The sequence below is a fragment of the Pseudoxanthomonas japonensis genome, from assembly GCF_043632995.1.
Taxonomy (GTDB): Bacteria; Pseudomonadota; Gammaproteobacteria; order Xanthomonadales; family Xanthomonadaceae; genus Pseudoxanthomonas_A; species Pseudoxanthomonas_A japonensis.
Window position 1 is genome coordinate 1784141 of record NZ_CP171632.1, and the last position, 24360, is coordinate 1808500.

Annotated in this window: 24 protein-coding genes; 11 read left to right on the forward strand and 13 right to left on the reverse strand. The window is 69.3% G+C overall.

What is annotated here, in order from left to right:
* Positions 1-55: 55 nt before the first annotated feature.
* Positions 56-2953, reverse strand: a complete 2898-nt coding sequence (locus tag ACGHX3_RS08110; protein WP_394697038.1) for a two-component regulator propeller domain-containing protein — start codon at positions 2951-2953, stop codon at positions 56-58.
* A 133-nt stretch (positions 2954-3086) separates the two neighbouring features.
* Positions 3087-3881, reverse strand: coding sequence for a DUF2306 domain-containing protein (locus ACGHX3_RS08115; protein ID WP_394697039.1), 795 nt, complete (start codon positions 3879-3881; stop codon positions 3087-3089).
* A gap of 125 nt (positions 3882-4006) precedes the next feature.
* Between ACGHX3_RS08115 and ACGHX3_RS08120 the strand changes: the two genes are divergently transcribed.
* Entirely contained in the window at positions 4007-5173 is a 1167-nt protein-coding gene (locus ACGHX3_RS08120; RefSeq protein ID WP_394697040.1) for a helix-turn-helix domain-containing protein, read from the forward strand.
* A 9-nt stretch (positions 5174-5182) separates the two neighbouring features.
* On the opposite strand, the gene ACGHX3_RS08125 is transcribed toward ACGHX3_RS08120, so the two are convergent.
* From ACGHX3_RS08125 to ACGHX3_RS08135, 3 genes are all read right to left on the reverse strand, one after another.
* On the reverse strand, positions 5183-5662 hold the full coding sequence (locus ACGHX3_RS08125) for a VOC family protein (protein WP_213603824.1): 480 nt from the start codon (positions 5660-5662) through the stop codon (positions 5183-5185).
* A gap of 85 nt (positions 5663-5747) precedes the next feature.
* Positions 5748-6365: a dihydrofolate reductase family protein gene (locus ACGHX3_RS08130; RefSeq protein WP_394697041.1), complete on the reverse strand. Its 618-nt coding sequence runs from the start codon at positions 6363-6365 to the stop codon at positions 5748-5750.
* A 119-nt stretch (positions 6366-6484) separates the two neighbouring features.
* Positions 6485-8011 (reverse strand): esterase/lipase family protein, encoded by a 1527-nt coding sequence (locus ACGHX3_RS08135; protein WP_394697042.1) that lies wholly within the window; start codon positions 8009-8011, stop codon positions 6485-6487.
* Positions 8012-8156: 145 nt separating this feature from the next.
* On the opposite strand from ACGHX3_RS08135, the gene ACGHX3_RS08140 reads away from it, so the two are divergent.
* Positions 8157-9206, forward strand: coding sequence for an LD-carboxypeptidase (locus tag ACGHX3_RS08140; protein ID WP_394697043.1), 1050 nt, complete (start codon positions 8157-8159; stop codon positions 9204-9206).
* A gap of 148 nt (positions 9207-9354) precedes the next feature.
* A complete protein-coding gene (locus ACGHX3_RS08145; RefSeq protein WP_394697044.1) occupies positions 9355-10161 on the forward strand; it encodes a GNAT family N-acetyltransferase in 807 nt (268 codons plus the stop codon).
* 17 nt (positions 10162-10178) lie between these two features.
* On the opposite strand, the gene ACGHX3_RS08150 is transcribed toward ACGHX3_RS08145, so the two are convergent.
* From ACGHX3_RS08150 to ACGHX3_RS08170, 5 genes are all read right to left on the reverse strand, one after another.
* Positions 10179-10487, reverse strand: a complete 309-nt coding sequence (locus tag ACGHX3_RS08150) for a YkgJ family cysteine cluster protein (RefSeq protein WP_162338878.1) — start codon at positions 10485-10487, stop codon at positions 10179-10181.
* A gap of 266 nt (positions 10488-10753) precedes the next feature.
* On the reverse strand, positions 10754-10972 hold the full coding sequence (locus ACGHX3_RS08155) for a DUF6522 family protein (RefSeq protein ID WP_394697045.1): 219 nt from the start codon (positions 10970-10972) through the stop codon (positions 10754-10756).
* Between the two features lie 80 nt (positions 10973-11052).
* Positions 11053-11373, reverse strand: a complete 321-nt coding sequence (locus ACGHX3_RS08160; protein WP_394697046.1) for a DUF6122 family protein — start codon at positions 11371-11373, stop codon at positions 11053-11055.
* Positions 11374-11380: 7 nt separating this feature from the next.
* Complete coding sequence (locus ACGHX3_RS08165) at positions 11381-11851, reverse strand: YaiI/YqxD family protein (protein ID WP_394697047.1); 471 nt, start codon at positions 11849-11851, stop codon at positions 11381-11383.
* Positions 11848-12009: a hypothetical protein gene (locus ACGHX3_RS08170; RefSeq protein ID WP_394697048.1), complete on the reverse strand. Its 162-nt coding sequence runs from the start codon at positions 12007-12009 to the stop codon at positions 11848-11850. Before ACGHX3_RS08170 ends, ACGHX3_RS08165 begins: the two co-directional genes overlap by 4 nt.
* 263 nt (positions 12010-12272) lie before the next feature.
* Between ACGHX3_RS08170 and ACGHX3_RS08175 the strand changes: the two genes are divergently transcribed.
* Positions 12273-13472 (forward strand): alpha/beta hydrolase, encoded by a 1200-nt coding sequence (locus ACGHX3_RS08175; RefSeq protein WP_394697049.1) that lies wholly within the window; start codon positions 12273-12275, stop codon positions 13470-13472.
* A 22-nt stretch (positions 13473-13494) separates the two neighbouring features.
* Here the strand turns inward: ACGHX3_RS08175 and ACGHX3_RS08180 are convergent, their stop codons facing one another.
* Positions 13495-15321, reverse strand: a complete 1827-nt coding sequence (locus tag ACGHX3_RS08180) for a PHB depolymerase family esterase (RefSeq protein WP_394697050.1) — start codon at positions 15319-15321, stop codon at positions 13495-13497.
* A gap of 119 nt (positions 15322-15440) precedes the next feature.
* Positions 15441-16283: a class I SAM-dependent methyltransferase gene (locus ACGHX3_RS08185; RefSeq protein ID WP_394697051.1), complete on the reverse strand. Its 843-nt coding sequence runs from the start codon at positions 16281-16283 to the stop codon at positions 15441-15443.
* Between the two features lie 135 nt (positions 16284-16418).
* On the opposite strand from ACGHX3_RS08185, the gene ACGHX3_RS08190 reads away from it, so the two are divergent.
* From ACGHX3_RS08190 to ligD, 5 genes are all read left to right on the forward strand, one after another.
* A complete protein-coding gene (locus ACGHX3_RS08190; protein WP_394697261.1) occupies positions 16419-17339 on the forward strand; it encodes a M14 family metallocarboxypeptidase in 921 nt (306 codons plus the stop codon).
* A 97-nt stretch (positions 17340-17436) separates the two neighbouring features.
* Positions 17437-17703, forward strand: coding sequence for a DksA/TraR family C4-type zinc finger protein (locus ACGHX3_RS08195; RefSeq protein WP_162338871.1), 267 nt, complete (start codon positions 17437-17439; stop codon positions 17701-17703).
* 83 nt (positions 17704-17786) lie between these two features.
* Entirely contained in the window at positions 17787-18704 is a 918-nt protein-coding gene (locus tag ACGHX3_RS08200; protein WP_394697052.1) for a Ku protein, read from the forward strand.
* Between the two features lie 24 nt (positions 18705-18728).
* Entirely contained in the window at positions 18729-19337 is a 609-nt protein-coding gene (locus ACGHX3_RS08205; RefSeq protein WP_394697053.1) for a GIY-YIG nuclease family protein, read from the forward strand.
* Between the two features lie 72 nt (positions 19338-19409).
* Positions 19410-21938 (forward strand): DNA ligase D, encoded by a 2529-nt coding sequence (ligD, locus tag ACGHX3_RS08210; RefSeq protein ID WP_394697054.1) that lies wholly within the window; start codon positions 19410-19412, stop codon positions 21936-21938.
* Positions 21939-22042: 104 nt separating this feature from the next.
* On the opposite strand, the gene ACGHX3_RS08215 is transcribed toward ligD, so the two are convergent.
* The gene (locus ACGHX3_RS08215) at positions 22043-22498 is read right to left on the reverse strand and encodes a PA2169 family four-helix-bundle protein (RefSeq protein ID WP_162338867.1); all 456 of its coding nucleotides are present in this window, start codon (positions 22496-22498) and stop codon (positions 22043-22045) included.
* A gap of 206 nt (positions 22499-22704) precedes the next feature.
* Between ACGHX3_RS08215 and ACGHX3_RS08220 the strand changes: the two genes are divergently transcribed.
* A complete protein-coding gene (locus ACGHX3_RS08220) occupies positions 22705-23637 on the forward strand; it encodes an HDOD domain-containing protein (RefSeq protein ID WP_394697055.1) in 933 nt (310 codons plus the stop codon).
* A gap of 111 nt (positions 23638-23748) precedes the next feature.
* On the forward strand, positions 23749-24339 hold the full coding sequence (locus ACGHX3_RS08225; RefSeq protein WP_394697056.1) for a DUF6151 family protein: 591 nt from the start codon (positions 23749-23751) through the stop codon (positions 24337-24339).
* Positions 24340-24360 lie beyond the last annotated feature (21 nt).

Consider the following 24360-nt stretch of genomic DNA (forward strand, 5'->3'; position numbering starts at 1 on the left):
GACGGTGGGCCCGCGACGGCGGGCTTGAGCCCGCCCTACGATAGGCGGGCCGCGGTCACTTCGCCGGCAACGCCCGGTTCCTGCCTTCGGCCTTGGCGCAATACAGCGCTGCATCTGCCGCGTGCAGCAAGGCATCCGGATTGCGGCCGTGCGCGGGACGCAGGCTGGCGGCGCCGATGCTGACGGTGACGACATGCGCCACGCTCGATGCGCGGTGGGGCAGGGCGAGGCGTTGCACGTCGGCGACCAGTTGGCGGGCGAGGGCGAGGGCCGCGTCGGCGTCGCAGTCCGGCAGCAGGATGGCGAACTCTTCGCCACCGTAACGCGCGGCCAGGTCGCCGCTTCCGCGCAGACTGGTTGCCAGTGCCGCCGCGAGCGTGGCCAGTGCGGCATCGCCGCCCAGGTGGCCGTAGCTGTCGTTGTAGGCCTTGAACTCATCCACGTCGATCAGCAGCACGGCCAGCGGCACGTCGCGCTCGGCATGGTCGTCCCAAGCCAGTTGCAGGCGGCGGGTGAACTCGCGTCGGTTGGCGATGCCGGTGAGCGCATCGCTGGCGGCCAGCAATTCGAGCCGGGCATTGGCTTCGCGCAGGGCGTCGGTACGCTGGGCCACTTCGTGGGTCAGTGCGCGCTCGCGCTCGCGCGCCGCGCGCAGGCGCAACCGCACGAGCGCGGCCAATGCGCCCAGCGCGAACAGCGCCACCAGCGTGCGCAGCCACCAGGTCTGGTGCCATTGCGGCAGCAGGGTGAAGCGCAGTTGCGCGCCTTGTTCGTTCCACACGCCGTCGTTGTTGCTGGCCATCACGCGGAACACGTAATCGCCGGGCGGCAGGTTGGTGTAGTAGGCGGCGCGGCCCGTGCCGGGTTCGCTCCAGGCACGGTCGAACCCTTCGAGCCGGTAGCGGTAGCGCACGGCCGACGGCGCCACGTAGCTCATTGCCGCGAACTGCAGTTCCAGTCGCTCCACGCCGGGGCCGAGCCGGCCGGCCGCGTGCGGATCCACGTCCACGCCATCCACCAGCAGGCGTTCGATCGAGACCGGTGGCGGTTGCGGGTTGCCCTGCATGCGGTCCGGATCGACGATCACCACGCCCTTGGCGGTGCCGAACCACAGGCGTCCGTCGTCGCTGCGGTCGGCCGGCGTCTGCGAGGCGCCGTTGCCCTGCGCGTTGAGCATGCCGTCGCTGGTGCCGTACCAGCGGGGGGCGAGTTGCTGCACCTGGCCGCGGTCGAGCGCGGTGAAGTCGGCACTGGCGAGCCGGCCGATGCCGCGGTTCGAACTGAACCAGAGGTTCCCGCGCCCGTCATCGAGCAGGGCGAACACCGCGTCGCCGTGGAAACCGGCGCGCTCCAGGTAGCGGGTCACCTTGCCGTCGTGGATGCGCACGATGCCCACGCTGGTGCCCAGCCACAGGCTGCCGTCGGCGGTCGGGTGGAAGGCGAACACGCTGGTCCCGGGCAAGCCATCGGTGCGGCAGGTATCCACCGTGCCGCGCGACAGGCAGCGCAGGCCGCTGCGCAGGCCGATCCACAGCCGGCCATCGGGGTCTTCGTAGAGGGCGCGGGTGTCGTCGCCGCGCGTGCCTTCCACCACCTCCACCCGCGTGCCGTCGATGCGGGCCACGCCCTGCAGCGTGCCGGTCCACATGCCGCCCTGACGCGCCGGCGCGAAGGCGAACACGATGGTGCCCGGCAGGCCGTCGGCCAGGCCGAAGTTGCGGGCGCGGCCGTTCGCATCGAAGCGGGTGACGCCTTCGGTGCCGGCCACCCAAAGCTGGCCCTGGTCGTCGGAGAGGATGGCGCGCACCAGCTGGCTGGGCAGTTGCCGGTTGTAGTCGGTGGCCGGCTGCAGTGCCGACCCCTGGTAGCGCGACAGGCCGGCGCCGTCGGTGCCGATCCACAACGCCCCACCCGGCACCTGATGCACCGCGCGCACGGCGTTGGAGACCATCTGCCCGGTGACCGTGACCAGCTTGGACGGGCTGAGCCGGTGCAGGCCGCTGGAGGTGGTGCCGATCCACAGGTTGCCTTCGCGGTCCTCGAACATCGACCGCACGGTCTCGCCCTGCATGCCCGCCAGCGTGTTGTCGCAACTGAAGTCATCGGCCGTCAGGCGGCAAAGGCCCACGTCCAGCGGCGCGAACCAGACATTGCCGTCGCGGTCGCCGTACAGGCTGTAGATGCGCCGTCCGTCGATCGCGGCCGCACGCGGGTCGCGCTGGAAACGCCCCTCGCGGAAGAACGCGGGACCGGCCTGGGTGCCGACCCAGGCGGTGTCGCCGGCATCGACGGCCAGGCTGTAGACGGCGTTGCTGGGCAGGCCGTCCTGCTCGTCGTAGAGCCGCGCCTTGCCGTCCTGCCAGTGGACGACGCCGACGCCGTCGGCCGCGATCCAGATGCCACCCGCGCGGTCGGCGACGATGGCCCGGTAGAAGCCGCGAGGCGGAAAGCCGTCGGCGTCGCCGAGCAGGCGTGGCGTTCCGTTCGCCATCCGCACCACGCCCGCATTGGTGGTCAGCCACAGGCCACCGGTCGTGTCGTTGACGATGCCGAACACGCTCTCGATGCCGGCGGGCAGCGCGACCGGCTCCAGCGTGCGGCCCTGCCGGCGGTACAGGCCGCCGTTGAGCGTGCCGACCCACAGGCCGCCCTCGCGGTCCGCGCTGACGGCCGTGATGGCCGAACTCTTCAGCGCCGGCGCGACGCGCGGGTCGATGGTCTCGAAGCCCGCGCCGCTGTGCCGCGCCAGTCCGCCATAGGTCGCCAGCCAGATGGCACCGTCGGCCTGCTGGGCGATGGACAGCACCGTGCCCTGCGGCAGTTCGTTCTCGTACCAGACATGGGTGAACTGGCCGATCGTCCGCCGCGCTTCCAGCGCCTGGGCGGGAAACAGCAGGAGCGCGCACAGGGCGCCGACGAGCAGGGCGCTGGCGCGCCGTGCATCAAGGAACATGCGGAATTCCGGGCATCGGTCCCCCCACCGGTGGCGCGCCATGCTATCAGCAACCTCGATAACGGCGGTGATGGCCGGAGATTGAGGGCCGGGGGCGCGCACGCCGCTGCGACGCGGGGATTCGCCACGACGTTCACAGCACCGGCCACCACATGAAGGCGGCCGCCGCCGCGCTGCCGGCCAGCGTCAGCAGGGCGAACACGCCGAGCAGGCCACCCATCGCGACCTGCCGCCACGCGCGATGCGAGCGTTCGGCGCGGAAGTACAGCTCCAGCACCAACAGCGGCAGCAGCCAGCTGGCGACGCTGACCCCGATGAAGATCGCGCCCTGGTAGTCGATGGCGATGCCCATCGGGGCCAGGAGCAGTCCGGCCAGCATGATGCCGATGCGCAGGAACCACACCCCGTTCACCAGCAGCCACGCGCGCAGGGCGTGGCGGCGATGGCTGGCGAAGTCCCGCCGCCGCGCGCTGCGCCAGGCCAGCAGGGCGAAGGCGACGATCAGCAGGCCATTGAGGCTGATCGAGACATCGCTGCCGAGGCCGAGCCGCGAGCCGCGCAGCCAGACCAGGGAGAAGCCGGTCAGCGTCACGACAAGCGCGATGGTGAGGAACAGGCGCCCGTTCCAGCGGTGCACGGCCGGCCAGCGGCGCCGCAGCGCGGGCACCAGTTGCCACAGCCCGGCCAGCGTCACCAGCCCGCCCAGCAGCGCATGGCCGAGGAACTGCAGGTTGCCGAGCGGATCGCCCGGGGCGTAGCCGGTGATGTGCGGCTTGGCGTTGACGGCGGCGAGGTTGCCGCTGGCGATGGCGCCGCCGAAGAACACGGCGATGAAGGCGATGAAGGCGGCCTGGCCGAGCAGGGCGGTGGCGAACCAGGCCGTGGCGCCGCGGGACAGCAGGCGATCGGGCGCGAGGTGGGATTGCATGGGCGGGTTCCGGGGGAGACGGAGCCGCACGATGGCGGCCAGCCGACCGGGCGTCCTGCCGATTCGCGATTCGGCTGGCTGGATCGTCGTCGGTATTCGTCCGTCCCGCGCGGCGTGCGTGACCGATGGCGCTTGCCGCGACGGGCCCGGTGGCCGACCCTGTGGGCGACACACGGGAGGGCGATGCGATGCACGGGTGGCAGGCGGTGGCGACGGCAGTCGCGGTGGCGGTAGCGACCCTGTCGCTGCTGGTCCTGTTGTGGCAACGGCCGAAGCGCGATGCCGAGGTGGTGTTCGCCGTGGTCAGCGGCTCGATGGCCTTGTCGCTGATGTCGCCGTGGATGGGGGACGCGCCGGCATGGATGCGCTGGGCGGTCGCGATCGGCGGCAGCGCGACCTGCAACGGCTTCTGGCTGGTGTCGCGCGCATTGTTCCGCGGCGAGGGCGGCGTGCGCCGGGTGCATGTGCTGGTCGCGGTCGGCGTCGCGCTGCTGATCGCGGCCTACCGCGGCGCCACGCTGGGCGCGCATGCGGCGGCGTCGCCGTGGGCATCCGCGCTCGACAGCCTGCTGACGCTGGCCAGTTCGAGCCTGCTGGTGCTGAGCTTCCTCGAAGCCGTGCGCGGCTGGTCGTCGTCGCTGCCGCCGGCCGAACGTCGCCTGCGCGTCGCCTTCATGGTGATGTTCGCCGGCTGCGTGCTGTCGACGACGCTGGTGGGCGCGGTGCCCGCCGTGGCCGGACTGCGCAGCGGCGTGGTTGCCCTCTGCGCCTTCGCGATGCTGCTGTTCACCCATGCGGCGCTGCGGTACCGCGGACGCGCGCCACGGGCGGTGGCGTCGCCGGCGTCGTCACCGCGGGTGGAGGGACCCGCCAGCGACGAGGAGGCGCGGCTGCTGCACGCGCTGCGGCACCAGATGGAGGTGCTGCATGCCTACCGCGAGCCCGAGCTCAAGGTGTTGGACCTGGCGCATCGGCTGGGCATCGCGGAACACCGGCTCAGCCGGCTGATCACGCAGGTGAAGGGCGAGCGCAATTTCAACCAGATGATCAACCGCTACCGCATCGAAGACGCATGCCGTCGACTGGCCGACCCGGCGGCAACCCCCAGCGTGCTGGAGATCAGCGGCGCCGTGGGCTTCGCCTCGCTGGGGCCGTTCAACCGCGCGTTCAAGGCGGCGATGGGGTGCACGCCCACCGCGTACCGCGCGGCCTGCCGGGCGCAGGCCGCGGCGAGCGCAGACGCCGGCGCCGACGACAGCACGGCCCGCGCACTGTCGTCGGCGTTGCGCTGACGGCGCGGATCAGCCGCGGACCGCAGCCTCGATCTTCGCCACGTCGATCTTGTGCATCGTCATCATCGCCTCGAAGGCGCGCTTGGCGACGGCGCGGTCCGGGTTCGCCATCGCATCGGTCAGCACGCGCGGGGTGATCTGCCAGTTCAGGCCCCACTTGTCCTTGCACCAGCCGCAGGCGCTTTCGCGCCCGCCGTTGCCGACGATGGCGTTCCACAGGCGATCGGTCTCTTCCTGGTCGTCGGTGGCGATCTGGAACGAGAACGCCTCGCTGTGCTTGAAGGCATCGCCGCCGTTCAGGCCGATGCAGGGAATGCCGAACACGGTGAACTCCACCGTCAGCACGTCGCCTTCCTTGCCGGAGGGATAGTCGCCGGGCGCGCGGTGCACGGCGGTCACTTCGCTGTCGGCGAAGGTCTTCGCGTAGAAATTGGCGGCTTCCTCGGCGTCGTTGTTGTACCAGAGGCAGATCGTGTTCTTCGGGGTCATGGTGGTCTCCATCGGGAAGGCAGGGAAGGGCGGTGCGATCATCGCGCCGCGGGGAGGGAACATCGGGTGAAGCCGTCGTTGGCGATCAGCCGTCCGCGAACGAACCGGTGCGCACGTCGCCATCGCGCAGGTAGCGGCTGACGATCACGCCGGCTGCCGTGGTGCGCGAGGCGGCCAAGCGGAACGCCGCGGCCCGCGTGCGGTCGTCGAACAGGCGCTTGCCGCGCCCGAGCAGGACCGGATAGGTCAGCAGGCGCAGCTCGTCGACGACGTCGCTGGCGAGCAGCTGGTGCAGCAGCGCGCTGCTGCCCTGGGTGACGAGATCTGGTCCCTCGCGGCGTCTGAGCGCGCGCACGGCCGACACGACGTCGGCACCCAGCGCATGGCTGTGCTGCCAGGCGAGCGAGTCGGGATGATGGGTCGCCACGTACTTGGTGGCGCCGTTGAAGGCATCGGCGATCCCACCATGCGGCGCGTCGCTGGGCACCTGCGGCCAGTGTCCGGCGAAGATGTCGTAGGTGCGCCGCCCCAGCAGCAGCATGAACGGCTGCGCGAACAGCCCGTCCATCGCCTCGTCCTCACCCGCGTACGGCCACACCCAGCCGCCGTGGGCGAAGCCGCCACTGGTGTCTTCGCCGGGCCCGCCCGGCGCCTGCATGACGCCGTCGAGGCTGACCATGACGGCCGCGATGAGTCTGCGCATGTCGTGCTTCCCGGCGGAGTGTCAGGTCCGCCTCTCCACCCTGCGACGAACGGGCACGGACGGAATCGACACGGCCACCGGCTCCGTCCACCGGCAGTACCTGGTGGACGGGACGCCGCCTACACCCAGGGCGACAGCGCGATGCTCAGCTGGGCCTGGAAACCCTTGCTCGAGGCCACCGGTACGGCGAACAGGGTGGGCGCGGTCTGCGCCACGCCGACGGCCTTCTTGCCCATGCGGGCGACTTCGGCCGCGTTCTTCGGCCCGGTGGCCCAGTGCTCGTCGGCCCAAACGTAGCGCAGCGCCCACGTGCCATCGTCGTTGCGCTTGGCGAACAGCACCAGGGTGTCGCGGAACAGGAACTCGCCGGGGATGTGCTGCTTGAGGAACAGCGCGCCGTCCACTTCGTAACCGGCCGTCGACACGGCCAGGTCGATGGAGAACGACACTTCGCTGCCGGCGGTGATCTTCGAGCTGTCCAGGTAGACCGAGAACAGCACCGGCGCGCGTGCATCCCTGATCAGGTTGCCGTCCTGGTCGAACAGCTCGGCATACTCGCGCCGTACCGCGCTTTCGTGCGCCTTGGTACGCGAGGTCAGGTCGTAGGTGTACGCACCGCGCGGCGCCACCGTCGCTTCGATGTAGTACGACGAGGCGATCTTCTTGCCGCGCTTGCGCGCCTGTTCGATCTCCGGCGGGAACGGCAGGGCGGTGATGTCCAGCCGCGCGGTGGCGCTGAGGTCGCCGAACAGGAAACGGGACAGGTTCTGGTAGCCCTCCTCGGAATTGACGATGCCGAAGAAGCCACTGTGGCTGCGGTTGACGAAGGCACGCGGGCTGCCGGCGACGTAGGCGTTCTCGATCCGCACCAGGCCGTCGCTCATCTGCCCGGCCGCCATCGCCGACAGGCCGTGCGCCACCGCGTAGTCGCGGCTGTTGGTACCGACCAGGCTGAAGAAACGCTCCAGCGGAAAGCCCGAGTCGCCCAGCGTGTTGACCTTGTCCTTCGGCACCTTGAGGTACTTGGCCATCACCCCGCGGTTGAAGTTGTTCATGTCGTTGATCGACAGCAGGCTGGGCACATTGATGCCGCCGACCTCGATGCCGTTGTGCGGGGTGGCGTAGGTGAACACCTTGTCCACCAGCCCGCGCACCTCGGCGGTGGCTACCTCGGGGTTCTGCAGCAGGCAGCGGCAGATCAGCCCGCCCATGGAATGGGCGACCAGGTAGACGCGGAACGCCTGCCGGTCGGCCTGGTTGTTGCCGCAGATGCGCTCGCGCAGGTCGACGATGCGCTCGGCCAGCGCCTTGGCGGCATCCGGGATCGACAGCGCCTTGCCGTCGCCGAATGCGGGATCGGCGGCGTCGTAGTAGCGGTGGATCACGATGCTGCGCGGCGACAGCTTGCCTGCGTTTTCCGCGCCGGCCGCGTAGGTGTCGCGGTAGTCGTAGTCCTTCATCAGCCGCACCAGCGGCGACTCGAACACGAACTTCACGATGCGTCCGCCCTGCGCCTGGCGGATCTTGGTCGAACCGGCCTCGAAGCCCATGTAGGGCGTGGAGGTGGTCTGGATGACCTCGTCGCGCGTCATCGCGTAGCCGCGCACATAGATGATCGGATAGAACGGCCGCTGGATCCTGGCCATGGGCTTCCCTCCCTTCGCGTCGTCGGATGATTACCAGAGGTTCACGACAAAGCCGGCGTCCGAAGGACACAGGCCGTGCATGCGCCCGCCGGTCCGCAGCGGTTAGGATGAAGCTCCGATCCATGCGATGTCCAATCGAGGTGGCATGAACAGGCGACATTTCCTTGGCAGTGCGGCCCTGATGGCCGCTGCATCCACCGTGCCGTTCGCGCTCGGCACCACGGCGACGGCGGCGACCCCGCGACCGCGCCTGTTGCCGCCCGCCCTGAATCCCGGCGACACGGTCGCGCTGGTGAGTCCGTCGGGCGCCACCGACGAACCGTTCGACCTGCAACTGGCGCAGGAAGCGATGGAAGCACTGGGCCTGAAAGTCAAGGTGGCGCCGCACCTCGCCTCCCGCTATGGCCACCTGGCCGGCAGCGATGCGGAGCGGGCGGGCGACCTCAACGCGATGTTCGCCGACCGCGAGGTGAAGGCGATCGTCTGCGCGCGCGGCGGCTCCGGTGCCGCGCGCCTGCTGCCGTTGCTCGACTACGCGACCATCCGCCGCCATCCCAAGATCCTGCTGGGTTACTCCGACATCACCGCGCTGCACAACGCGCTGCTGTCGCAGGCCGGGCTGGTCAGTTTCCATGGCCCGATCGGCATCGGCAGCTGGAACACGTTCAACGCCGACCAGTTCCGCCGTGTGTTCTTCCAGCGCGAACAGATGCAGTACGCGAACAGCACCGACAAGGGCGACGAACTCGTGCAGCGCAGGAACCGCACCGTCACCATCACCGGCGGCAAGGCGCAGGGCGAACTGGTGGGCGGCAACCTCACCGTGCTCACGGCGCTCGCCGGCTCGCCGTACCTGCCGGACTTCAGCGGCAAGATCCTGTTCCTCGAGGATGTGTCCGAGGCGCCGTACCGCATCGACCGCATGCTCAGCACGTTGCGGTTGATGGGCGCGCTGGACAAGGTGAAGGGCGTGATCTTCGGCGAATGCACCGAGTGCGATCCCGGCGGCGGTTACGGCTCGCTGACGCTGCCACAGATCTTCGACGACTACTTCAAGCCGCTGAAGATCCCCGCCTACCGCGGCGCGATGATCGGCCACATCCGCCAGCAGTTCATCGTGCCGGTGGGCGGCAGGGTCGAGATGGATGCGGATGCGGGGACGTTCCGGATGCTGGAGCCGGTGTTCGCCCGCTGAGGGCCGTCGGCTCCGGCTTGTGTCCGGGGCCGGGCAGTGTGACTATCGGGACGCAGGGGATCCTCGAGGCCATCGGCATCACGGCGGGCCGCACCATCGGTGTGCGGTCGTGCGGTGATGGTTCGCCTCGCCTGCAGGGAGTCACGCCATGCCGTCCTCGCCTCCCGTCGTGTCGATCGCGGCCTGCGCCGATACCATCGGCGCCCGCGCCGCCGGTCATCTGGACCACCTGTGGCGATGGGCCATGAGATCGCAGGGCGGGGTGGCCGATGCGGACTGGTTCCGCCTGATCTCCGGCGAACCCCATCCTCTCGGCAATCTCGCCATCCTTGCCTGGGACGATCATGAAGCCGCTATCGCGGCGGTCACGCCTTTGCTGTCCATCGCGCAACCGTCCGCCGTCATCTGCCTGCATGGCGCAAGCGAGCACCTCGCCGCTGTGTTGGCCGCGCGCGGCTTCCAGCCGCACGGTGCGATGCCGGCGATGGCGGTGGACATCGCACGTCTGGCGGTGACCCCGTTGCCGCATGGCGACATGTTCGAGCGCATCGCCACGCCGGCGGCGTTCGGCGAATGGACCGATGTCCTTGCCACCGGCTACGAGCTCCCACGCGGATTGTCGCGGATGCTCTCGCCCGAAGCGCTCGGCGCCGATCCGGCGGACGATGCGCGGATCCAGTTCTTCGCCATCCGGCGTGGCGGTCGCATCGTGGCGACCTCGATGATGTTCATCGACGATGGACTGGCGGGCCTCTACTGCGTGGCGACGCTGCCGGAGGCCCGCGGGCAGGGGCTGGGCGCCCATGTCACCGCCGAACCGCTGCGTCGCGCACAGGCGCTCGGTTATCGCGTGGGCGTGCTGCAGTCGTCCGACGCGGGACATCCGGTCTATCGCCGGCTCGGCTTCCAGGACGTGGGCGCGGTACCGCTGTTCGTGAGGATGCCGGGCGGCTGATGCCGCGCGACGTCGCGTCAGTACAGCGTCAGCGGAATGCCGCGCGACGTGCGGTCGAGATAGTCGTCGCGCACGTCGCGGCAGTAGGGCCCGGACATGACGAAGCGACGGCAGATGTCAGGTCGTGTTTCGTAGATGGAGCAGCACATGCGTGCCGCGTCGATCGCCACGCACCAGCCTTCTTCGTCACGGTCCATCACGTGCAGGCCGGCATCGGTATGCGTGGTCAGGTGCGAGGGAACCCGGTCTTCGGGCTGCAGCACGACCGTCAGCCGGCAGCACACGGCATCGCAGCGTTCGCAAAGGGGGACGGCAGCGGCGTTCATGCGACCGTTCCGCAGGACGGAGGCCGGGATGGCCGCGCAGGCATGTCGTGGAGGAAGAGGCGGAACCGACGAGCCGGCATGGCGCGCTCCTGGCAAGGCGTCGCGGGAGGACGCGTGGAGAAAAGCGCAGCGGGCGACAGGACAACGGTCGGACGGGACGCAGGACGATGAAGCGGGGCCATCCTACGTGATCGCGCGCCCGGACGCGTCCCGAACTGAACGGCCGGGTCAGGCAACGCGCGGCGGCACGCGGAGAGGGTCTTCGATCAGGCGGGCTGCCACTGGCCGCTGCGGTCGCGTACGAAGCGCGCCCGCTGGCCGGCGTGGTAGAAGCTCGCGCGGTAGCAGCCGCTGTCGTCGCCGGTGCCGCGCTCGCACAGCACGGTGACCTTGCCGGCGTCCATCAGGCGACGGAAGTAGGCCACGTCCAGCGACAGGGCGCGCGCGACCAGCGCGCCGTCGATATCGAGGGGTGGAACGGGCATGCGGCGCTCCCGGGAGGATGGCGGAGAGGATGCGGCGTCTGTCGCGGCGATGCCTTGACCCGGGTCAGGCCGGCGCAGCCCTACATCAGCAGGCAATCGATCCCGTCCAGCACGATATGGATCAGCAGGCCGATGCCGAACCATCGGGTCTTCCTCGGCAACGCCAGTCCGGCGTAAACCACGATGGCCGGCCAGGTGTGCAACGGATGGAAACCGATGCTGCAGCGCCCTGGGGCGTAGATCGGTTCGGCGAGCAGATGGTCGAGGTCGATCACCCACGCCGCGAGCATCCACAGCGCGGCGCGCTTCCAGTCCTTCAGCCAGACCCGGCGTGCGACCACCAGTGGCACGAGGACGTGCAGCAGCAGGTGGAGCGGGGCGCGGATCTCGAAATCGGGCACGGCGGACTCAGCGGCGCGTGGCCAGCCAGCGGTCGAGCTGGTTGGCGAACGCCTGGCGGTCGCGGGCGTTGAAGGCGGCCGGCCCGCCGGTCTGCACGCCGGCACCGCGCAGTTCGTCCATGAAGTTCCGCATCGACAGCCGCTCGGCGATGTTGTCGGGGGTGAAGCGGTCGCCGCGCGGATTGATCGCCTGGGCACCGTTGGCCAGCACGCGCGCCGCCAGCGGGATGTCCTGGGTGACCACCAGGTCGCCGGCCTGCGCGCGTTCGACGATGGCGTCATCGGCCACGTCGTAGCCGCCCTGCACCTGCAGGGCACGGATGAGACGGGAGGGCGGGGTACGCAGCCACTGGTTGGCGACCAGCGTGACCTGCACGCGGGCGCGCTCGGCGGCGCGGAACAGGATCTCCTTCACCGGCGCGGGGCAGGCATCGGCATCCACCCAGACCTGGGCGGCGGGGGCCCCACCGTCACTCATTCCGGCGCGTTGTCGGACTGGGATTCCGGTGCGTCGGGGGCGTCGTCGGCGCGGCCGGCGTCGCGTTCGGCCCGCTTCCTGGCGTCCTTCTCGTCTTTCTTCTTTTTCTTGGCCAGCTCGCGCTGGCGCTTCTCGAACGAATAATTGGGTTTGGCCATGCCTGGGGGGGTCCTGTAACGAGGGGTGGGCGCCGCAGAATGCCGGGCGCCAAGGCGTACACGATAGCCGGCTTCCGCGCGGGTGTCCTGCGGCAGCTGGCCCGCGAGCGGTCCTGCGGGCGTGTCCGCGTCCGCGTGAAGCAGGCGCTGCAGGCCTTCCGGTGCATTGGGTGCGCTCGTGGACAGAGCGGGCGCTGCGCTACCATCGCGGGCGTCGGGCGTCCCGGGGAAGGACGCCCATGGCGTCTTCAAAGGGGTGATCGATGCGGCGGATTCTTTGCCTGGTGCTGGTGGCGTTGGTGCTGGCCGCCTGTTCGAAACGGGTCCTTCAGGAGCTGCCGCCTCCGCCGGACGATGTGCCGGTGTTGCCGCCGCCCCCACCGCCGCCTCCTCCGCCGCCACCGCCACCGCCACCGCCGACCGGCACCCCACCACCACGGGTGACGCCGCCACCCAGGGCGGACTTCGTCAACGTCGATGTCTTCTACGCCACCAACCGCATGCCCGCGGCGGCCTTTGCGACCGCCGCGCCGGGCGATCGCTTCACCGCCGGCGTCGCGCGCGAGCTGACCTACGGCACCGCGCGCATCAGCATTCCCAAGGTGCACGTGGCGGGCGAACTGGAATCCCCGCGCTGGTACCTGCTGGAATTCAAGGAAGACCCGAAGCAGCACGTGATCCTGCAGGACGTGGCCCGCCTTCCACGCGACGCGTTCTTCGCCCGGCTGTACGGCCGCGTCGGCGAATCACGCGGCGACAACGCCTTCGTGTTCGTGCATGGCTACAATGTCAGTTTCCGGGACGCCGCCCGGCGCACGGCGCAACTGGCGTACGACCTGCGCTTCGACGGTGCGCCGGTGTTCTACAGCTGGCCGTCGCAGGCGGCGCTGGCGGGCTACTTCACCGACGAGCAGAGCATCGCGCGCTCGGTACCGCTGATCGAGGGTTTCCTGGCCGACATGGCCGACCGCTCGGGCGCGCAGAACCTCTACGTCATCGGCCACAGCATGGGTACGCGCGGGCTCACCCAGGCCATCCGCAATCTGGTGACGAAGCGGCCGGAACTGCGCGGGCGCTTCCGCGGCATCATCCTGGCGGCGCCGGACATCGATGCCAAGGTATTCCGCACCGAGCTGGCGCCGGCGCTGAGTGCAGCCAGTGGCCGGGTGACGCTGTATGCCTCGTCCGAGGACATGGCACTGAAGGCGTCCAAGCAGGTGAATCGCGGTCCGCGTGCCGGCGACACCAGCGAGGGCGTCGTGCTGGTCGGCGGCGTGGACACCATCGACGTGTCCGGCGTGGACCAGAGCATGCTGGCGCATTCCTACTTCATGGAATCGGACAAGGTGATGGGCGACATCCGCGAGATGTTCCGCGCCAACCAGCCCGCCGCGCAGCGCAAGCCGCTGCAGTCGGTGAAGCTGGGCACCGGCATGTTCTGGAAGATCCTGCCACCGCCGTGAGGCAGCGGCAGGACGAGGACGGTCAGGGCAGGGTGTAGGTGACCGACAGCTTCGCCGTCGCGCCTCGGTCGATCCATACGTAGTTCGTCGCGGCCTGGTTGGCGCTGAACCGCAACCGCAACTGGGTGCGCCCGGTGCGATCGATCACCGCACGTCCGGCCGCATCGAACACCGTGCTGGTCTGGTTGCCACCCGTGAAGGCGGGGACTTGCGCGCTGTTCGCGGCCGTTGCCCCGGCGGCCCAGTCGGCGGCCTCGATCGTGCAGGCACCGAAGCAGCCGGTGCGCACGTCGATGACCATCGTGTTGCCCGCCGGACTGCTCCAGGGGTCACCGCTGGCGCTGCGGTAGGCGATGGTCAGCGTGGCCGACGTGATGGTCGCGTTGTCCGGCAGCGACGAGGTGTCGAACGAAAGCACCGCACGGTTGTAGTTGCCGTCGGTGCCGCGGCCGATGGCCAGGCCGTAGAACGATTCCAGCGTGCCCACGGCGGCGCTGCCGCCCGTGCTGGTGGCCTTGACGTAGCCGTCGTTGGCGTCCTCGTTGTTGAACACGACCGTCACCGGCGAGCCGCCGCTGGTGCCGCCGGTCACGGTGACGTTGACTGGCGACGAGGTTCCGGTGTTGCCGGCCAGGTCGACCGCGCGTGCCGACAGGACATGCGCGCCGTTGCTGGTGCCGCTGCTGTCCCATGCATGGCTGTAGGGTGCGGTGGCGTCGCTGCCGAGCAGGGCGCCATCGAGCAGGAAGTCCACGCGCGCCACGCCGATGTCGTCGCTGGCGGTCGCCGCCAGCGTGACGATGCCACTGACGGCGGCACCGTTGGCGGGCGACGTCAGTGCCGCCGTGGGCGCTACGCCATCCAGGTTGTCGAGGCCGAAGAAGCGGGCGATGTGGTAACTCGAGCAGATGTTGACGTCGAGTATGTAGGCGCCCGCCGTGCCGCACTGCGTTTCGCCGGTGCCGGGATCGACCGGCGTGCCGTGGCCCATGCCGGTGATGACGTAGGTCTCGACCTTCGCCACGCCGCTCGCGTTCTTGTAGACCTTGTGCGGATAACCGCTGACCGTGTCGCTGACGTCGGCAACGGTGTCGATGCCGTGCACATCTGCCCATTGCTCCAGGCTTTCGGTCAGGTTGGCGGGACGCACGGTGTAGTCGGCATCGCCGTGCCAGATCGACACGATGGGCCATGGGCCCGTCCAACTGCTGGCGGCGCGCACCTTCGCGCCCCATTGCGCGGGGGTCAGGTCGCTGCCGGGATTCATGCAGCTGAAGGCGGCGGTCTGCGTCGTCGCGCAGCGGTAGGGAAGCCCCGCGACGATGGCGCCCCCGGCGAACACGTCCGGATACGTCGCCAGCATCACCGAGGTCATCGCGCCCCCGGCGGACAGGCCGGTGACATAGACGCGCGCGGGGTCGATGCCGTGGTCGGCGACCATGCGGTCGACCATCTGCTTGATCGACAGCGGTTCGCCCTGGCCGCGCGCGGTGTCGGCGATCTCGAACCAGTTGAAGCAGCGGCTGCTGTTGTTGGCGGTCTGCTGTTCGGGCAGCAGCAGTGCGAAGCCGAAGCGGTTGGCCAGCAGCTCCCAGCCGGTTTCAGCATCGTAGCTGGACGCGGACTGCGCACAACCATGCAACGCGACGACCAGCGGCGCATTCGCGGGCAGACCGGTCGGCACGTACTTGTGCATCTTCAGATTGCCGGGATTGCTGCCGAAGCCGGAGACTTCGGTGAGCGCCAGCGCATGGCCGCTGGCGAACAGGCAGGACAGCGCGAGCACGGTGGCCATGCGGCGGAAACGGCAACGCAGGGCAGGACACGACAGCAGGGCAACGATCGACATCGACGGCACCTCCGGTGTGAAGTGGCGGCAGTGGGCCACAGCACATCCCGGCGGGGCATTGGCCAAAGGGGAAAGCTGCATCGCACCATCTCGCGGGTGCGACGCAGGTCCGGTCCCGGTCAGCGGCGCACGGCCACCACGCCATCCAGTGCCCGCTGCGCCCTGAAGCCGGCCTTCTCCAGGCGCCTGGCCACTTCGCCCGGCACGTCGCGTCCGCTGGTGAGCTTGTTCGGACTGCCGGTGTAATGGAACAGCGTGCCGCCCCGGCGCAGCACGCGCGCGAGCTGGTCGTAGAAGGCCTGCGAATACAGCTCGCCGGCGATGCCGAAGCGCGGCGGATCGTGCAGCAGGGCATCGACGGAGGCATCGGGCACCTGCGCGATGGCCAGTGAGACGTCGGCATGGGTGAGTTGCAGACGGCCGCCGGCGTCGACGCTGTCCGGATCCGGCGACCACGGATTCAGCGTGCGCAGCCACAGCACGTCGGCATTCTTCTCGAACGAGAGGATGCGCGCGGCGCCGGCATCGAGGCAGCAGGCCGCGAAATAGCCCAGCCCGCCGCAGGTGTCCAGCACGGTCTTGCCGCGCGGTTCGACCAGCGCGACCTTCCGCTTCGCGTCGTCCAGTGGCGATTCCTTTGAGGTTGGCAGCATCTTGATGCCGTCGATCTCGAAGGTCGGCACACCCCATTCGGTCGGCACCAGCTTGATCAGCGAACCGGCATAGCGCGAGACCGGTTCGAAATCCTCGCCGTCCCACCAGTACAGCGTGCGGTCCTTGAGCTTGCCCGGATACGGATAGGCGCTTCCATCCCAGTGCCAACCGTCGGATTCCAGCAACGCCTCGCCCTGCGAGCGGCCCAGGTCGAGCGAGCCCGTCCAGTGCGTTTCGCCGCGATCGCGCGCAGCGAGCAAGGACGTGGCGGTGTCGCGCGTGAGCAGGGGGCCGGTGTAGCGGGGCATCGGTAACTCGTGCGGGGGTTCGCGGGTATTTTCGCCGCGATGCGGCGTCGTGGACAGTATGAGGCGCGACGGGGGCGTCCGGACCTCACTGGTATAGTGCCGACCCCTCGTTCCACCGCCGCCATCGCCATGACCATGATCGAACGCTTCCATCCCATCGGTACGCCCGGCCAGCCCTGGAGCGCGGCGGAGAAGGCGCAGTGGCGTGCAGAGCAGCGCGTGCGGCGCCGTTACGTGGACGATGTCGGCGTGGCGATCGACGCATTGCGCGAGCGCTTCGATGTGGCGCAGTACGGCACGCTGGACTATGGCCCCGGTGAAACCTATCCGCTGTTCGCCGTGCGCAGCCGCGACTGGAATGAGGCCCTGCCGACCATGCTGGTGACCGGTGGCGTACACGGCTACGAGACCAGCGGCGTGCATGGCGCCCTGCAGTTCCTCGAACAGCGTGCCGACGAATATGTAGGCAAGGCCAACCTGCTGGTGGTGCCGTGCGTCAGTCCGTGGGGGTATGAACGCATCCACCGCTGGAATGCCGATGCGCTGGACCCCAATCGCTCGTTCCGCGCCGACAGCCCGGCGCAGGAATCCGCGGCGTTGATCGCGCTGGTCGCGCCGCTGAAGGACCGCGTGCTGATGCACATCGACCTGCACGAGACCACCGACAGCGACGAGAGCGAGTTCCGCCCCGCGCTGGCCGCGCGCGATGGCAAGCCTTACGAGCCCGGCGAGATCCCGGATGGCTTCTACCTGGTGGACGACAGCGAGCGTCGGCAGCCGGATTTCCAGCGGGCGCTGATCGCCGCCGTCGCTGCGGTGACGCATATCGCGCCCGCCGATGCGCAGGGCGAGATCATCGGGTCGCCGGTCGTCGCCGAAGGTGTGATCGAATACCCGGTCAAGTCGCTGGGCCTGTGCACCGGCATCACCGGGGCGCGTTACACCACCATCACCGAGGTGTATCCGGACAGCCCCAAGGCCACGCCGCAGCAGTGCAACGATGCGCAGGTGGCGGCGGTCGTGGCGGCGATCGATTACGCGCTGGCGCACGGTTGAAGCGGGGCGCGCAAGTCCCCATTCCTGTTCGTGAACACGGGTTGCCGGCAGCGGCGTAAGCTGGCCGTGCAATCGAGGGCAGCGAGAGGAGACGACCATGGCAACCGGATGGGCCGGAGACGGCGCCGTGCAGGACCAGATCGATGCGACCGTCAAGGACGGCATCGCACGGGCGCGCCGCGCGTTGCCCACCGGTCCCAGCCTGACGCACTGCGAGGAATGCGATAAACCCATTCCCGTGGCACGGCAGAAAGCCGTGCCGGGTGTCCGCCTGTGCGTGGATTGCCAGGAAGCAGCCGACCGGGAAGAGCAGGGCGCCGGCCTGTACAACCGCCGCGGCAGCAAGGACAGCCAGCTGCGCTGATCCGCACCTCGCACGGATGTCTTCACATCCGTTTCCGCCGTCGCTGCACACGATGGCGTTCCTTCCGTCCCTGCAGGCACGTCATGGCACGCCCCATCTGGACCGGCACGCTGTCGTTCGGCCTTCTCAACATTCCCGTCTCGCTGATGTCGGGCGAACGCAAGGTGGACATCAGCTTCCGCATGCTCGACTCCCGCGACCGCAAGCCGATCCGGTTCGAGCGCGTCAACGCCGATACGGGCGAGGAAGTGCCGTGGAAGGACATCGTCAAGGCGTTCGAGTACGACAAGGGCAGCTATGTGGTCGTGGAGAAGGAGGACATCGCCTCGGCCGCACCGCAGACGCACGAATCGGTCGACGTGGAGGCGTTCGTCGACCGTGACGCGATCGGCCTGCGCTTCTTCGAGAAGCCCTACATCCTGGTGCCGGGCAAGAAGGCGGAGAAGGGCTACGTACTGCTGCGCGACACGCTGGAAAGCACCGGCAAGGTCGGCGTGGCACGGGTGGTGATCCGCACGCGCGAATACCTGTGCGCGGTGGTGCCGGAAGGCGATGCGCTGGTCCTGCTGATGCTGCGCTATCCGCAGGAACTGGTGGATCCGGAGGAGTACAAGCTGCCGGGCGGCAAGGCGGCCGATTACCGCATCACCGCCAAGGAACGCGAGATGGCGGAGACGCTGATCGGCTCGATGTCGGCGACATGGAAGCCCGACGATTACCAGGACGAGTTCCGCAAGCGCCTGGAGACCATCATCAAGAAGCGCATCAAGGCCCGCGGCGCCACCACGAAGATCGTCGAGGAAGAGACCGAGCACGAGGACGCTGCCACCAACGTGGTGGACTTCATGTCGCTGCTGCAGAAGAGCCTGGACAGCAAGAAGCGCACGCCCGCCAGGAAGGCGGCGGCGAAGAAAGCGCCCGCGAGGAAGACGGTGAAGAAGGCATCCAAGTCCACGAAGAAGGCGCCGGCCAAGCGCGCACGCAAGGCGGCTTCGCGCTGATCCATGGAGGGAGGGCGGCGCATCTTGCCGGTGGACGGCGTCGGCACCGGCGCCAGTGGACGCGCCTGCCTGTACGTGCTGCCGTGCGCCTACGAGGACCATGCCAAGCTCGGCATCGCCACCGATCCGCTGGCGCGCATGCAGGCGTTTTCGCCGCGCTGGTACGAGTTTTTCGACCTTGATCGCGCTTGGTTGGCCGAGGCCGGTAGCGTGCGCGAGGCGCGCGGCTGGGAAACCCGCTGGAAGCGCGCCTTGCGCGAGCATGCCGCGCCGCCGCCGTTGCAGGTGCCCGGACAGGCGGCGGGGCACACCGAATGGTTCCGCGGCGCACTGGCGACGCTGGATACGGCGAGAGGAGAGCTGGCAACGCAGGGATTCGTCGTGCATGCGCCGCTGCGCGCTTGGGTCATACAACGACTCCAGGCGCAGCGCGAGCGGCTGGAGGCGGGCGAGCAGGCGGCGCTCGCGCACTATGGTGCTCCCGACGCTTGGCCAGCCGCCATCGCGTGGCGGCCCTTGGCAGCGCTGCGGGACGCCCTCGATGCATACGCGGCACTTGGCGTTGCGCTGGACGACGCGGTGTCGCCAGCGCTGCACGCCTGGCTGGCGCGCAACACGCTGGCGCCGCGCTGATTCGCGCCGTCGCGACGCTTGCACGTCCTGTTGACGGCATGCGCGGCATAACAGGCGCACGCGAGGATCCCGATGAGCCTGCAGGAATACCGCCGCAAGCGTCGTTTCGACCGCACGCCGGAGCCGGCGTCGGACGGGCGCCGCGCGCGCGGCAAGCGGCCCATCTTCGTGGTCCAGCTGCACCATGCCAGCCATCGGCACTACGACTTCCGCCTGCAGGTGGGCGACACGCTGAAGAGCTGGGCCGTGCCGAAGGGCCCCAGCTTCGACCCGGACGTGAAGCGGCTGGCGGCCGAGGTGGAAGACCACCCGATCGACTACGCCGAATTCGAAGGCGATATCCCGAAAGGACAATACGGTGGCGGCCACGTCGCCACGTTCGACAAGGGCTTGTGGACGACCGACGGCGACGCGAAAGCGCAACTTGCCAAGGGGCATCTGCGCTTCCGCCTGTTCGGCGACAAGCTCAAGGGTGGTTGGCACCTGGTCCGTACGCAGAAGCCGGCGCGCCAGCCGCAGTGGCTGCTGTTCAAGGAGCGCGACGAGTACGCCGGCACGCAGGAAGCCGACGACCTGCTGCAGGACGTGACGCCCGTGGGCGGAACGTCCGCGCGACCGAAGGGAAAGGTGCGCAAGCGTGCCGCCGTCGCCTCCCGCGGGACCGAGCGCTGGGCCAAGCGGGCGGCGCGACTGGACGGCGCGCGCGCTACCAGCCAGCGCCCCGGCTTCCGCATGCCACAGCTGGCGAAATTGCAGGAACACGTTCCCCAGGGCGATACCTGGTTGCATGAGGCCAAGTGGGACGGGTACCGCTTGATCGCCCGGATCGCGAAGGGAAAGGCCCGGCTGTGGTCGCGCAACGAAATCGAATGGACCGCGAAGGTGCCCGAGATCGTGGCGGCCGTCGAGGCGCTGGACCTGGACGACGCCGTGCTCGATGGCGAGCTGGTGGCCGGTGCCGGGCGGCAGGAGGACTTCGGCCTGCTGCAGGCGACCCTGGCCGGCGAGAAGAACGCGACCCTGTCGTACGTGCTGTTCGACATCCTGCAGGTCGATGGCGTGGACCTGGCGCGCAGCCCGCAGTACCAGCGCAAGGCGCTGCTGGCGGAAATCCTGAAGTCGCCGCCCGACCGCCTGGTCTACAGTTCGCACATCGTCGGCCGTGGCGACGATGCGCTGGCGATGGCGCTGGAGCGCGGACTGGAAGGCATCATCAGCAAGCGTGCCGATGCGCCGTACCGGGCGGGGCGCGGGGACGCCTGGCGCAAGATCAAGCAGCGCGCGTCGGACGAATTCGCGGTCGTCGGTTACACCGCGCCCAAAGGAAGCCGCAGCGGCCTGGGTGCGCTGCTGCTGGCCGCGCCAGAGGGCGCCCGCGGCTGGCGCTACGCGGGCCGCGTGGGCACGGGCTTCAGCCATGAGCAGCTCGACACGCTCGCCGCGCAACTGGCGCCACGCGCGCGCAGCGCGCCGACAGCTCGCGTCGAGGTCGATGATCCGGAGCTTCGGCGCGCCCGCTGGGTCACGCCGACGCTGGTGGCAGAAGTCTTCCACCATGGCCTGGGCAACCAGGGCTTGTTGCGGCAGCCTTCGCTCAAGACGATCCGTCGCGACAAACGCGCCGCGGATCTGCGCGAGCCTTCTTCCGCTGACCGCACCGGATCCGCCATGCCTGCCACTCACCGCATCTCCAAGTCCGCCGAGGCGGTCGAACTGACGCACCCCGAGCGCGTCGTCTTCCCCGGCAGCGGCATCACCAAGCAGCAGGTCTTCGACTACTACCGTGCGATGGCGCGCTGGCTGCTGCCGGAGATCGAGGGCCGACCCCTGTCCATCGTGCGCTGTCCGCAGGGCGCAGGGCGGCCGTGTTTCTTCCAGAAACACCACACGCCCGGCATGGACCGCGTCGGTGTGGTGCCGTTGGAAGAGGAGGGCAGTGCGCGTGCGGACTATCTGTTCGTGAACGATGAAGCCGGTCTGCTGGAGCTGGCGCAGTTCAACGCGATCGAGTTCCATCCCTGGGGCGCGCGGGCGAAGACGCCCGATCTCGCCGACCGGATCGTGTTCGACCTGGATCCGGGGCCGGACGTCGCGTGGGCGCGCGTGGTGGACGCGGCGCGCCTGGTGCGCAAACGTCTGCGTGCCCTCGGATTGACGTCGCATGTGCGCACGTCCGGCGGCAAGGGCCTGCACGTGGTGGTGCCGCTGAAGCCGGCGTGCGCATGGCTACAGGTGAAGGACTTCGCGCATGCGTTCGCCGAGTCGATGGCGGCCTCCGAACCGTTGGCCTATGTGGCTACGGCCACGAAGAAGTTCAGGAAAGGCCGCATCTTCATCGACTACCTGCGCAACGGGCGCGGTGCGACCAGCGTGGCGTCGTTTTCGTTGCGCGCGCGCAACGGCGCGCCGGTGGCGATGCCGTTGCGCTGGGAGGAACTCGGCCGCCTCAAGGGCGGCGACGCCTACACGCTGGCGTCCGCGCCGCGGCGCATGGCGCGTATCGGCGAACATCCGTGGGGGGATTACATGCGCGGGAAGCAGGACCTTGCTGTCGTGGCAGCGAGGCTATCCAAAGCGGGCGTGCGCAAGACGTCCCGCTGAGTCCTGTTGCTGTCCTACCGGCCCGCACGTCGCAGGCCGTCAATGAAGAAGCCCCGCGATGGCGGGGCTTCGTGTGCAGGCAGCTCGTCAGATCGCCATGCGGCTCAGCTGGCGTGCTTGAGCACCTGCTTGCGGTCGCGCATCACGTTGTGGCACTCGCGCACGCTCGGCAGCAGCGCCTGGGCCTCGGCGCGCGCAGCGGCCGGCGTGTCCTCGTCGCTGATGGTCTCGTTGAACGCCTTCAGCAGGCGATCCTCGGATTCCTCCAGCTCGGAGACATAGCCGTACGTGGTGTCGCCCAGCGCGGCACGGACCTTGCCGTAGAACTGCTGCATGCTGCCGACCAGCGTGCCGTGTTCGGCGGGCGTGCCGCCAGTGGCGGCGACGGTCGCGCTGAGGCGCGCCACGATGTCCTGCTTGACGCCGGCGATGCGCGTGAACAGCGCGGCGAGTTCGGCATCCTTCACCTTGCCGGCGGCCTCGGTGTAGAAGCCGTGGCCGTCGCGGGCGATCTCGATCAGGTCGTTGAGGCTGTGCTGGATCTTCTTCTGGGTGTTCATCGGGTACTCCTGTTGAAAGTCGGGGAAGCGCAGGGGTCGCGTTCCGTGGCGTTACCGTCGCGCAACCGGCATCAACGCCGTGTGACCTCGCGTGGGCGAGGTTCATGAACATCGCGGCCACGCGAAGCGTTTCCTCACGAGGGCTAAAGATTCTCCGTGAATGGCCGATGGCATGACATCGAACATGCGAAGAAGGGATGGGCTGCGTGGCGTTGCTCGGGAAAGTCACCGACTGGTGGTCCAGGAACCGGCGCGCGGCGTCCGTGCCGGCGTTGGCGCTAGCGCCTGCTACGCCAGCCGGCGACGCCGCCGCGCCGCAAGCACCGTCGCGGGACTGGGCCGGGCCGCTGCTGCGGTTCGCCGGGGTCGACGCGATGGCGTCGCTGCCGGCGGAAGACAGCGACGCCGTCATCGCGACCGTGCGCCGCAAGCTCCAGCGTTTCGCGGAGGATCCGCAACGCCTGCCGCGGCGTCCGCAACTGCTGCCGCACCTGCTGAGCACGCTCAACGACGACGACGCGTCCAGTCGCGATATCGCGGGCGTCATCGCGCGCGATCCCACGCTGGCGGCCACCCTGCTGAAACTCGCGAACAGTGCGTTGTATCGCAGCCATGGGCCAGCAGTGGAGAGCCTCGACCGCGCGGTGGCGATGGTCGGAGTGGACGGGCTGCGCCATCTGGTCGCCGTCGCACTGATGCAGCCGGTGATGCGGGTGGAAGGTGGCGTGTTCGGCCGCCTGCCCGACCTGATCTGGGACCACACGCAGCGTACCGCACTGATCGCGGCGGATGCGGCGCGTGCCGGCGGACGCGAGGAGGTGTTCGCCGCGCAGTTGCTGGCACTGTTGCAGGGGCTGGGCGCCATCGTGGTGGTGCAGGCGTTGCGCGACGTCGTCGCGGCGCAGGCGGGTGGATTTCCCGGCGCCGGGTCGATGGCCCGCGTGCTGCACCGCTGGTCGCCACGTATCGGTCGCGCCGTCGCACGTGAATGGGGGCTTTCGGAACGTGTGATGCAGGCGCTGGACGAGCAGGATGCCGACGCGACGCATGCCATGAGCCCGCTTGCGCGTGCGCTCGCGATGGCTGCGCCCGAAGCGAGCGCGGTCATGGACGTCGCCGCGGAAGCCAACGCCGCCTGAAGCAGGGGTGGCGGTTTTCCTGCGAGTCAGCCAATGCGCATCCGTTTGACGTCCTGCTTATCCGGGATGCGGTATCCCTCGCTCAGGCAAAGTCCAACGACGAGGTGTTCCATGACACTCGAATTGCGTTGCCGGTGCGGACAGGTGCAGGGCACGGTGGACGCGCGCCGTGCGTATGCGCGCGCCACCTGCTATTGCCGCGACTGCCAGGCGTATGCGCGGCATCTCGGCCAGCCAGGTGTGATGGATGCGCAGGGAGGGACAGACATCATCGCAATGAACCCCGATGCGGTGACGTTCACTGCGGGCGAAGAACACATCGCCGGCCTGTGCCTGCGCGAAGGCGGACTGCTGCGCTGGTACGCGGGCTGCTGCCGCACGCCATTGGGCAACACGCCGCGCCACGGCCATGTCGCCTATGTCGGCGTGGTGGCCGCCTGCCTTCCGGATGCGCAGCAACGGGATGCCGCCTTCGGCCCGCGGGACAGGATCGTGTTGAATGCAGGCGCTGCGCTGGGCGACGTGCAGCCGACGCCGTTCGCCCTGATCGGTGGTGGACTGAGGATCGCCGCCGGCATCGTGACGGCGAAACTGCGCAGGCAGGCGCCGTCGCTGTTCTTCGACATGAGCGGGCAGCCGCACAGGACCGCGCATCCGCTCAGCGCGCGCGACCGTCGCCCGGCGCGTCCGGAACCCGCCTGAGCGCGTCCGCGGCCGGATGCC

What these genes read in the sequence shown, in the direction of transcription:
- ACGHX3_RS08185 (WP_394697051.1), bottom strand. Translation starts at nt 16,283, where the DNA reads ATGCCCCGCTACACCGGCCCCCTGCTCACGCGCGACACCGCCACGTCC.
- ACGHX3_RS08145 (WP_394697044.1), top strand. Translation starts at nt 9,355, where the DNA reads ATGCCGTCCTCGCCTCCCGTCGTGTCGATCGCGGCCTGCGCCGATACC.
- ACGHX3_RS08195 (WP_162338871.1), top strand. Translation starts at nt 17,437, where the DNA reads ATGGCAACCGGATGGGCCGGAGACGGCGCCGTGCAGGACCAGATCGAT.
- ACGHX3_RS08115 (WP_394697039.1), bottom strand. Translation starts at nt 3,881, where the DNA reads ATGCAATCCCACCTCGCGCCCGATCGCCTGCTGTCCCGCGGCGCCACG.
- ACGHX3_RS08165 (WP_394697047.1), bottom strand. Translation starts at nt 11,851, where the DNA reads ATGAGTGACGGTGGGGCCCCCGCCGCCCAGGTCTGGGTGGATGCCGAT.
- ACGHX3_RS08180 (WP_394697050.1), bottom strand. Translation starts at nt 15,321, where the DNA reads ATGTCGATCGTTGCCCTGCTGTCGTGTCCTGCCCTGCGTTGCCGTTTC.
- ACGHX3_RS08200 (WP_394697052.1), top strand. Translation starts at nt 17,787, where the DNA reads ATGGCACGCCCCATCTGGACCGGCACGCTGTCGTTCGGCCTTCTCAAC.
- ACGHX3_RS08155 (WP_394697045.1), bottom strand. Translation starts at nt 10,972, where the DNA reads ATGCCCGTTCCACCCCTCGATATCGACGGCGCGCTGGTCGCGCGCGCC.
- ACGHX3_RS08215 (WP_162338867.1), bottom strand. Translation starts at nt 22,498, where the DNA reads ATGAACACCCAGAAGAAGATCCAGCACAGCCTCAACGACCTGATCGAG.
- ACGHX3_RS08175 (WP_394697049.1), top strand. Translation starts at nt 12,273, where the DNA reads ATGCGGCGGATTCTTTGCCTGGTGCTGGTGGCGTTGGTGCTGGCCGCC.
- ACGHX3_RS08150 (WP_162338878.1), bottom strand. Translation starts at nt 10,487, where the DNA reads ATGAACGCCGCTGCCGTCCCCCTTTGCGAACGCTGCGATGCCGTGTGC.
- ACGHX3_RS08125 (WP_213603824.1), bottom strand. Translation starts at nt 5,662, where the DNA reads ATGACCCCGAAGAACACGATCTGCCTCTGGTACAACAACGACGCCGAG.
- ACGHX3_RS08170 (WP_394697048.1), bottom strand. Translation starts at nt 12,009, where the DNA reads ATGGCCAAACCCAATTATTCGTTCGAGAAGCGCCAGCGCGAGCTGGCC.
- ACGHX3_RS08140 (WP_394697043.1), top strand. Translation starts at nt 8,157, where the DNA reads ATGAACAGGCGACATTTCCTTGGCAGTGCGGCCCTGATGGCCGCTGCA.
- ACGHX3_RS08190 (WP_394697261.1), top strand. Translation starts at nt 16,419, where the DNA reads ATGATCGAACGCTTCCATCCCATCGGTACGCCCGGCCAGCCCTGGAGC.
- ACGHX3_RS08225 (WP_394697056.1), top strand. Translation starts at nt 23,749, where the DNA reads ATGACACTCGAATTGCGTTGCCGGTGCGGACAGGTGCAGGGCACGGTG.
- ACGHX3_RS08130 (WP_394697041.1), bottom strand. Translation starts at nt 6,365, where the DNA reads ATGCGCAGACTCATCGCGGCCGTCATGGTCAGCCTCGACGGCGTCATG.
- ligD (WP_394697054.1), top strand. Translation starts at nt 19,410, where the DNA reads ATGAGCCTGCAGGAATACCGCCGCAAGCGTCGTTTCGACCGCACGCCG.
- ACGHX3_RS08120 (WP_394697040.1), top strand. Translation starts at nt 4,007, where the DNA reads ATGGCGCTTGCCGCGACGGGCCCGGTGGCCGACCCTGTGGGCGACACA.
- ACGHX3_RS08110 (WP_394697038.1), bottom strand. Translation starts at nt 2,953, where the DNA reads ATGTTCCTTGATGCACGGCGCGCCAGCGCCCTGCTCGTCGGCGCCCTG.
- ACGHX3_RS08135 (WP_394697042.1), bottom strand. Translation starts at nt 8,011, where the DNA reads ATGGCCAGGATCCAGCGGCCGTTCTATCCGATCATCTATGTGCGCGGC.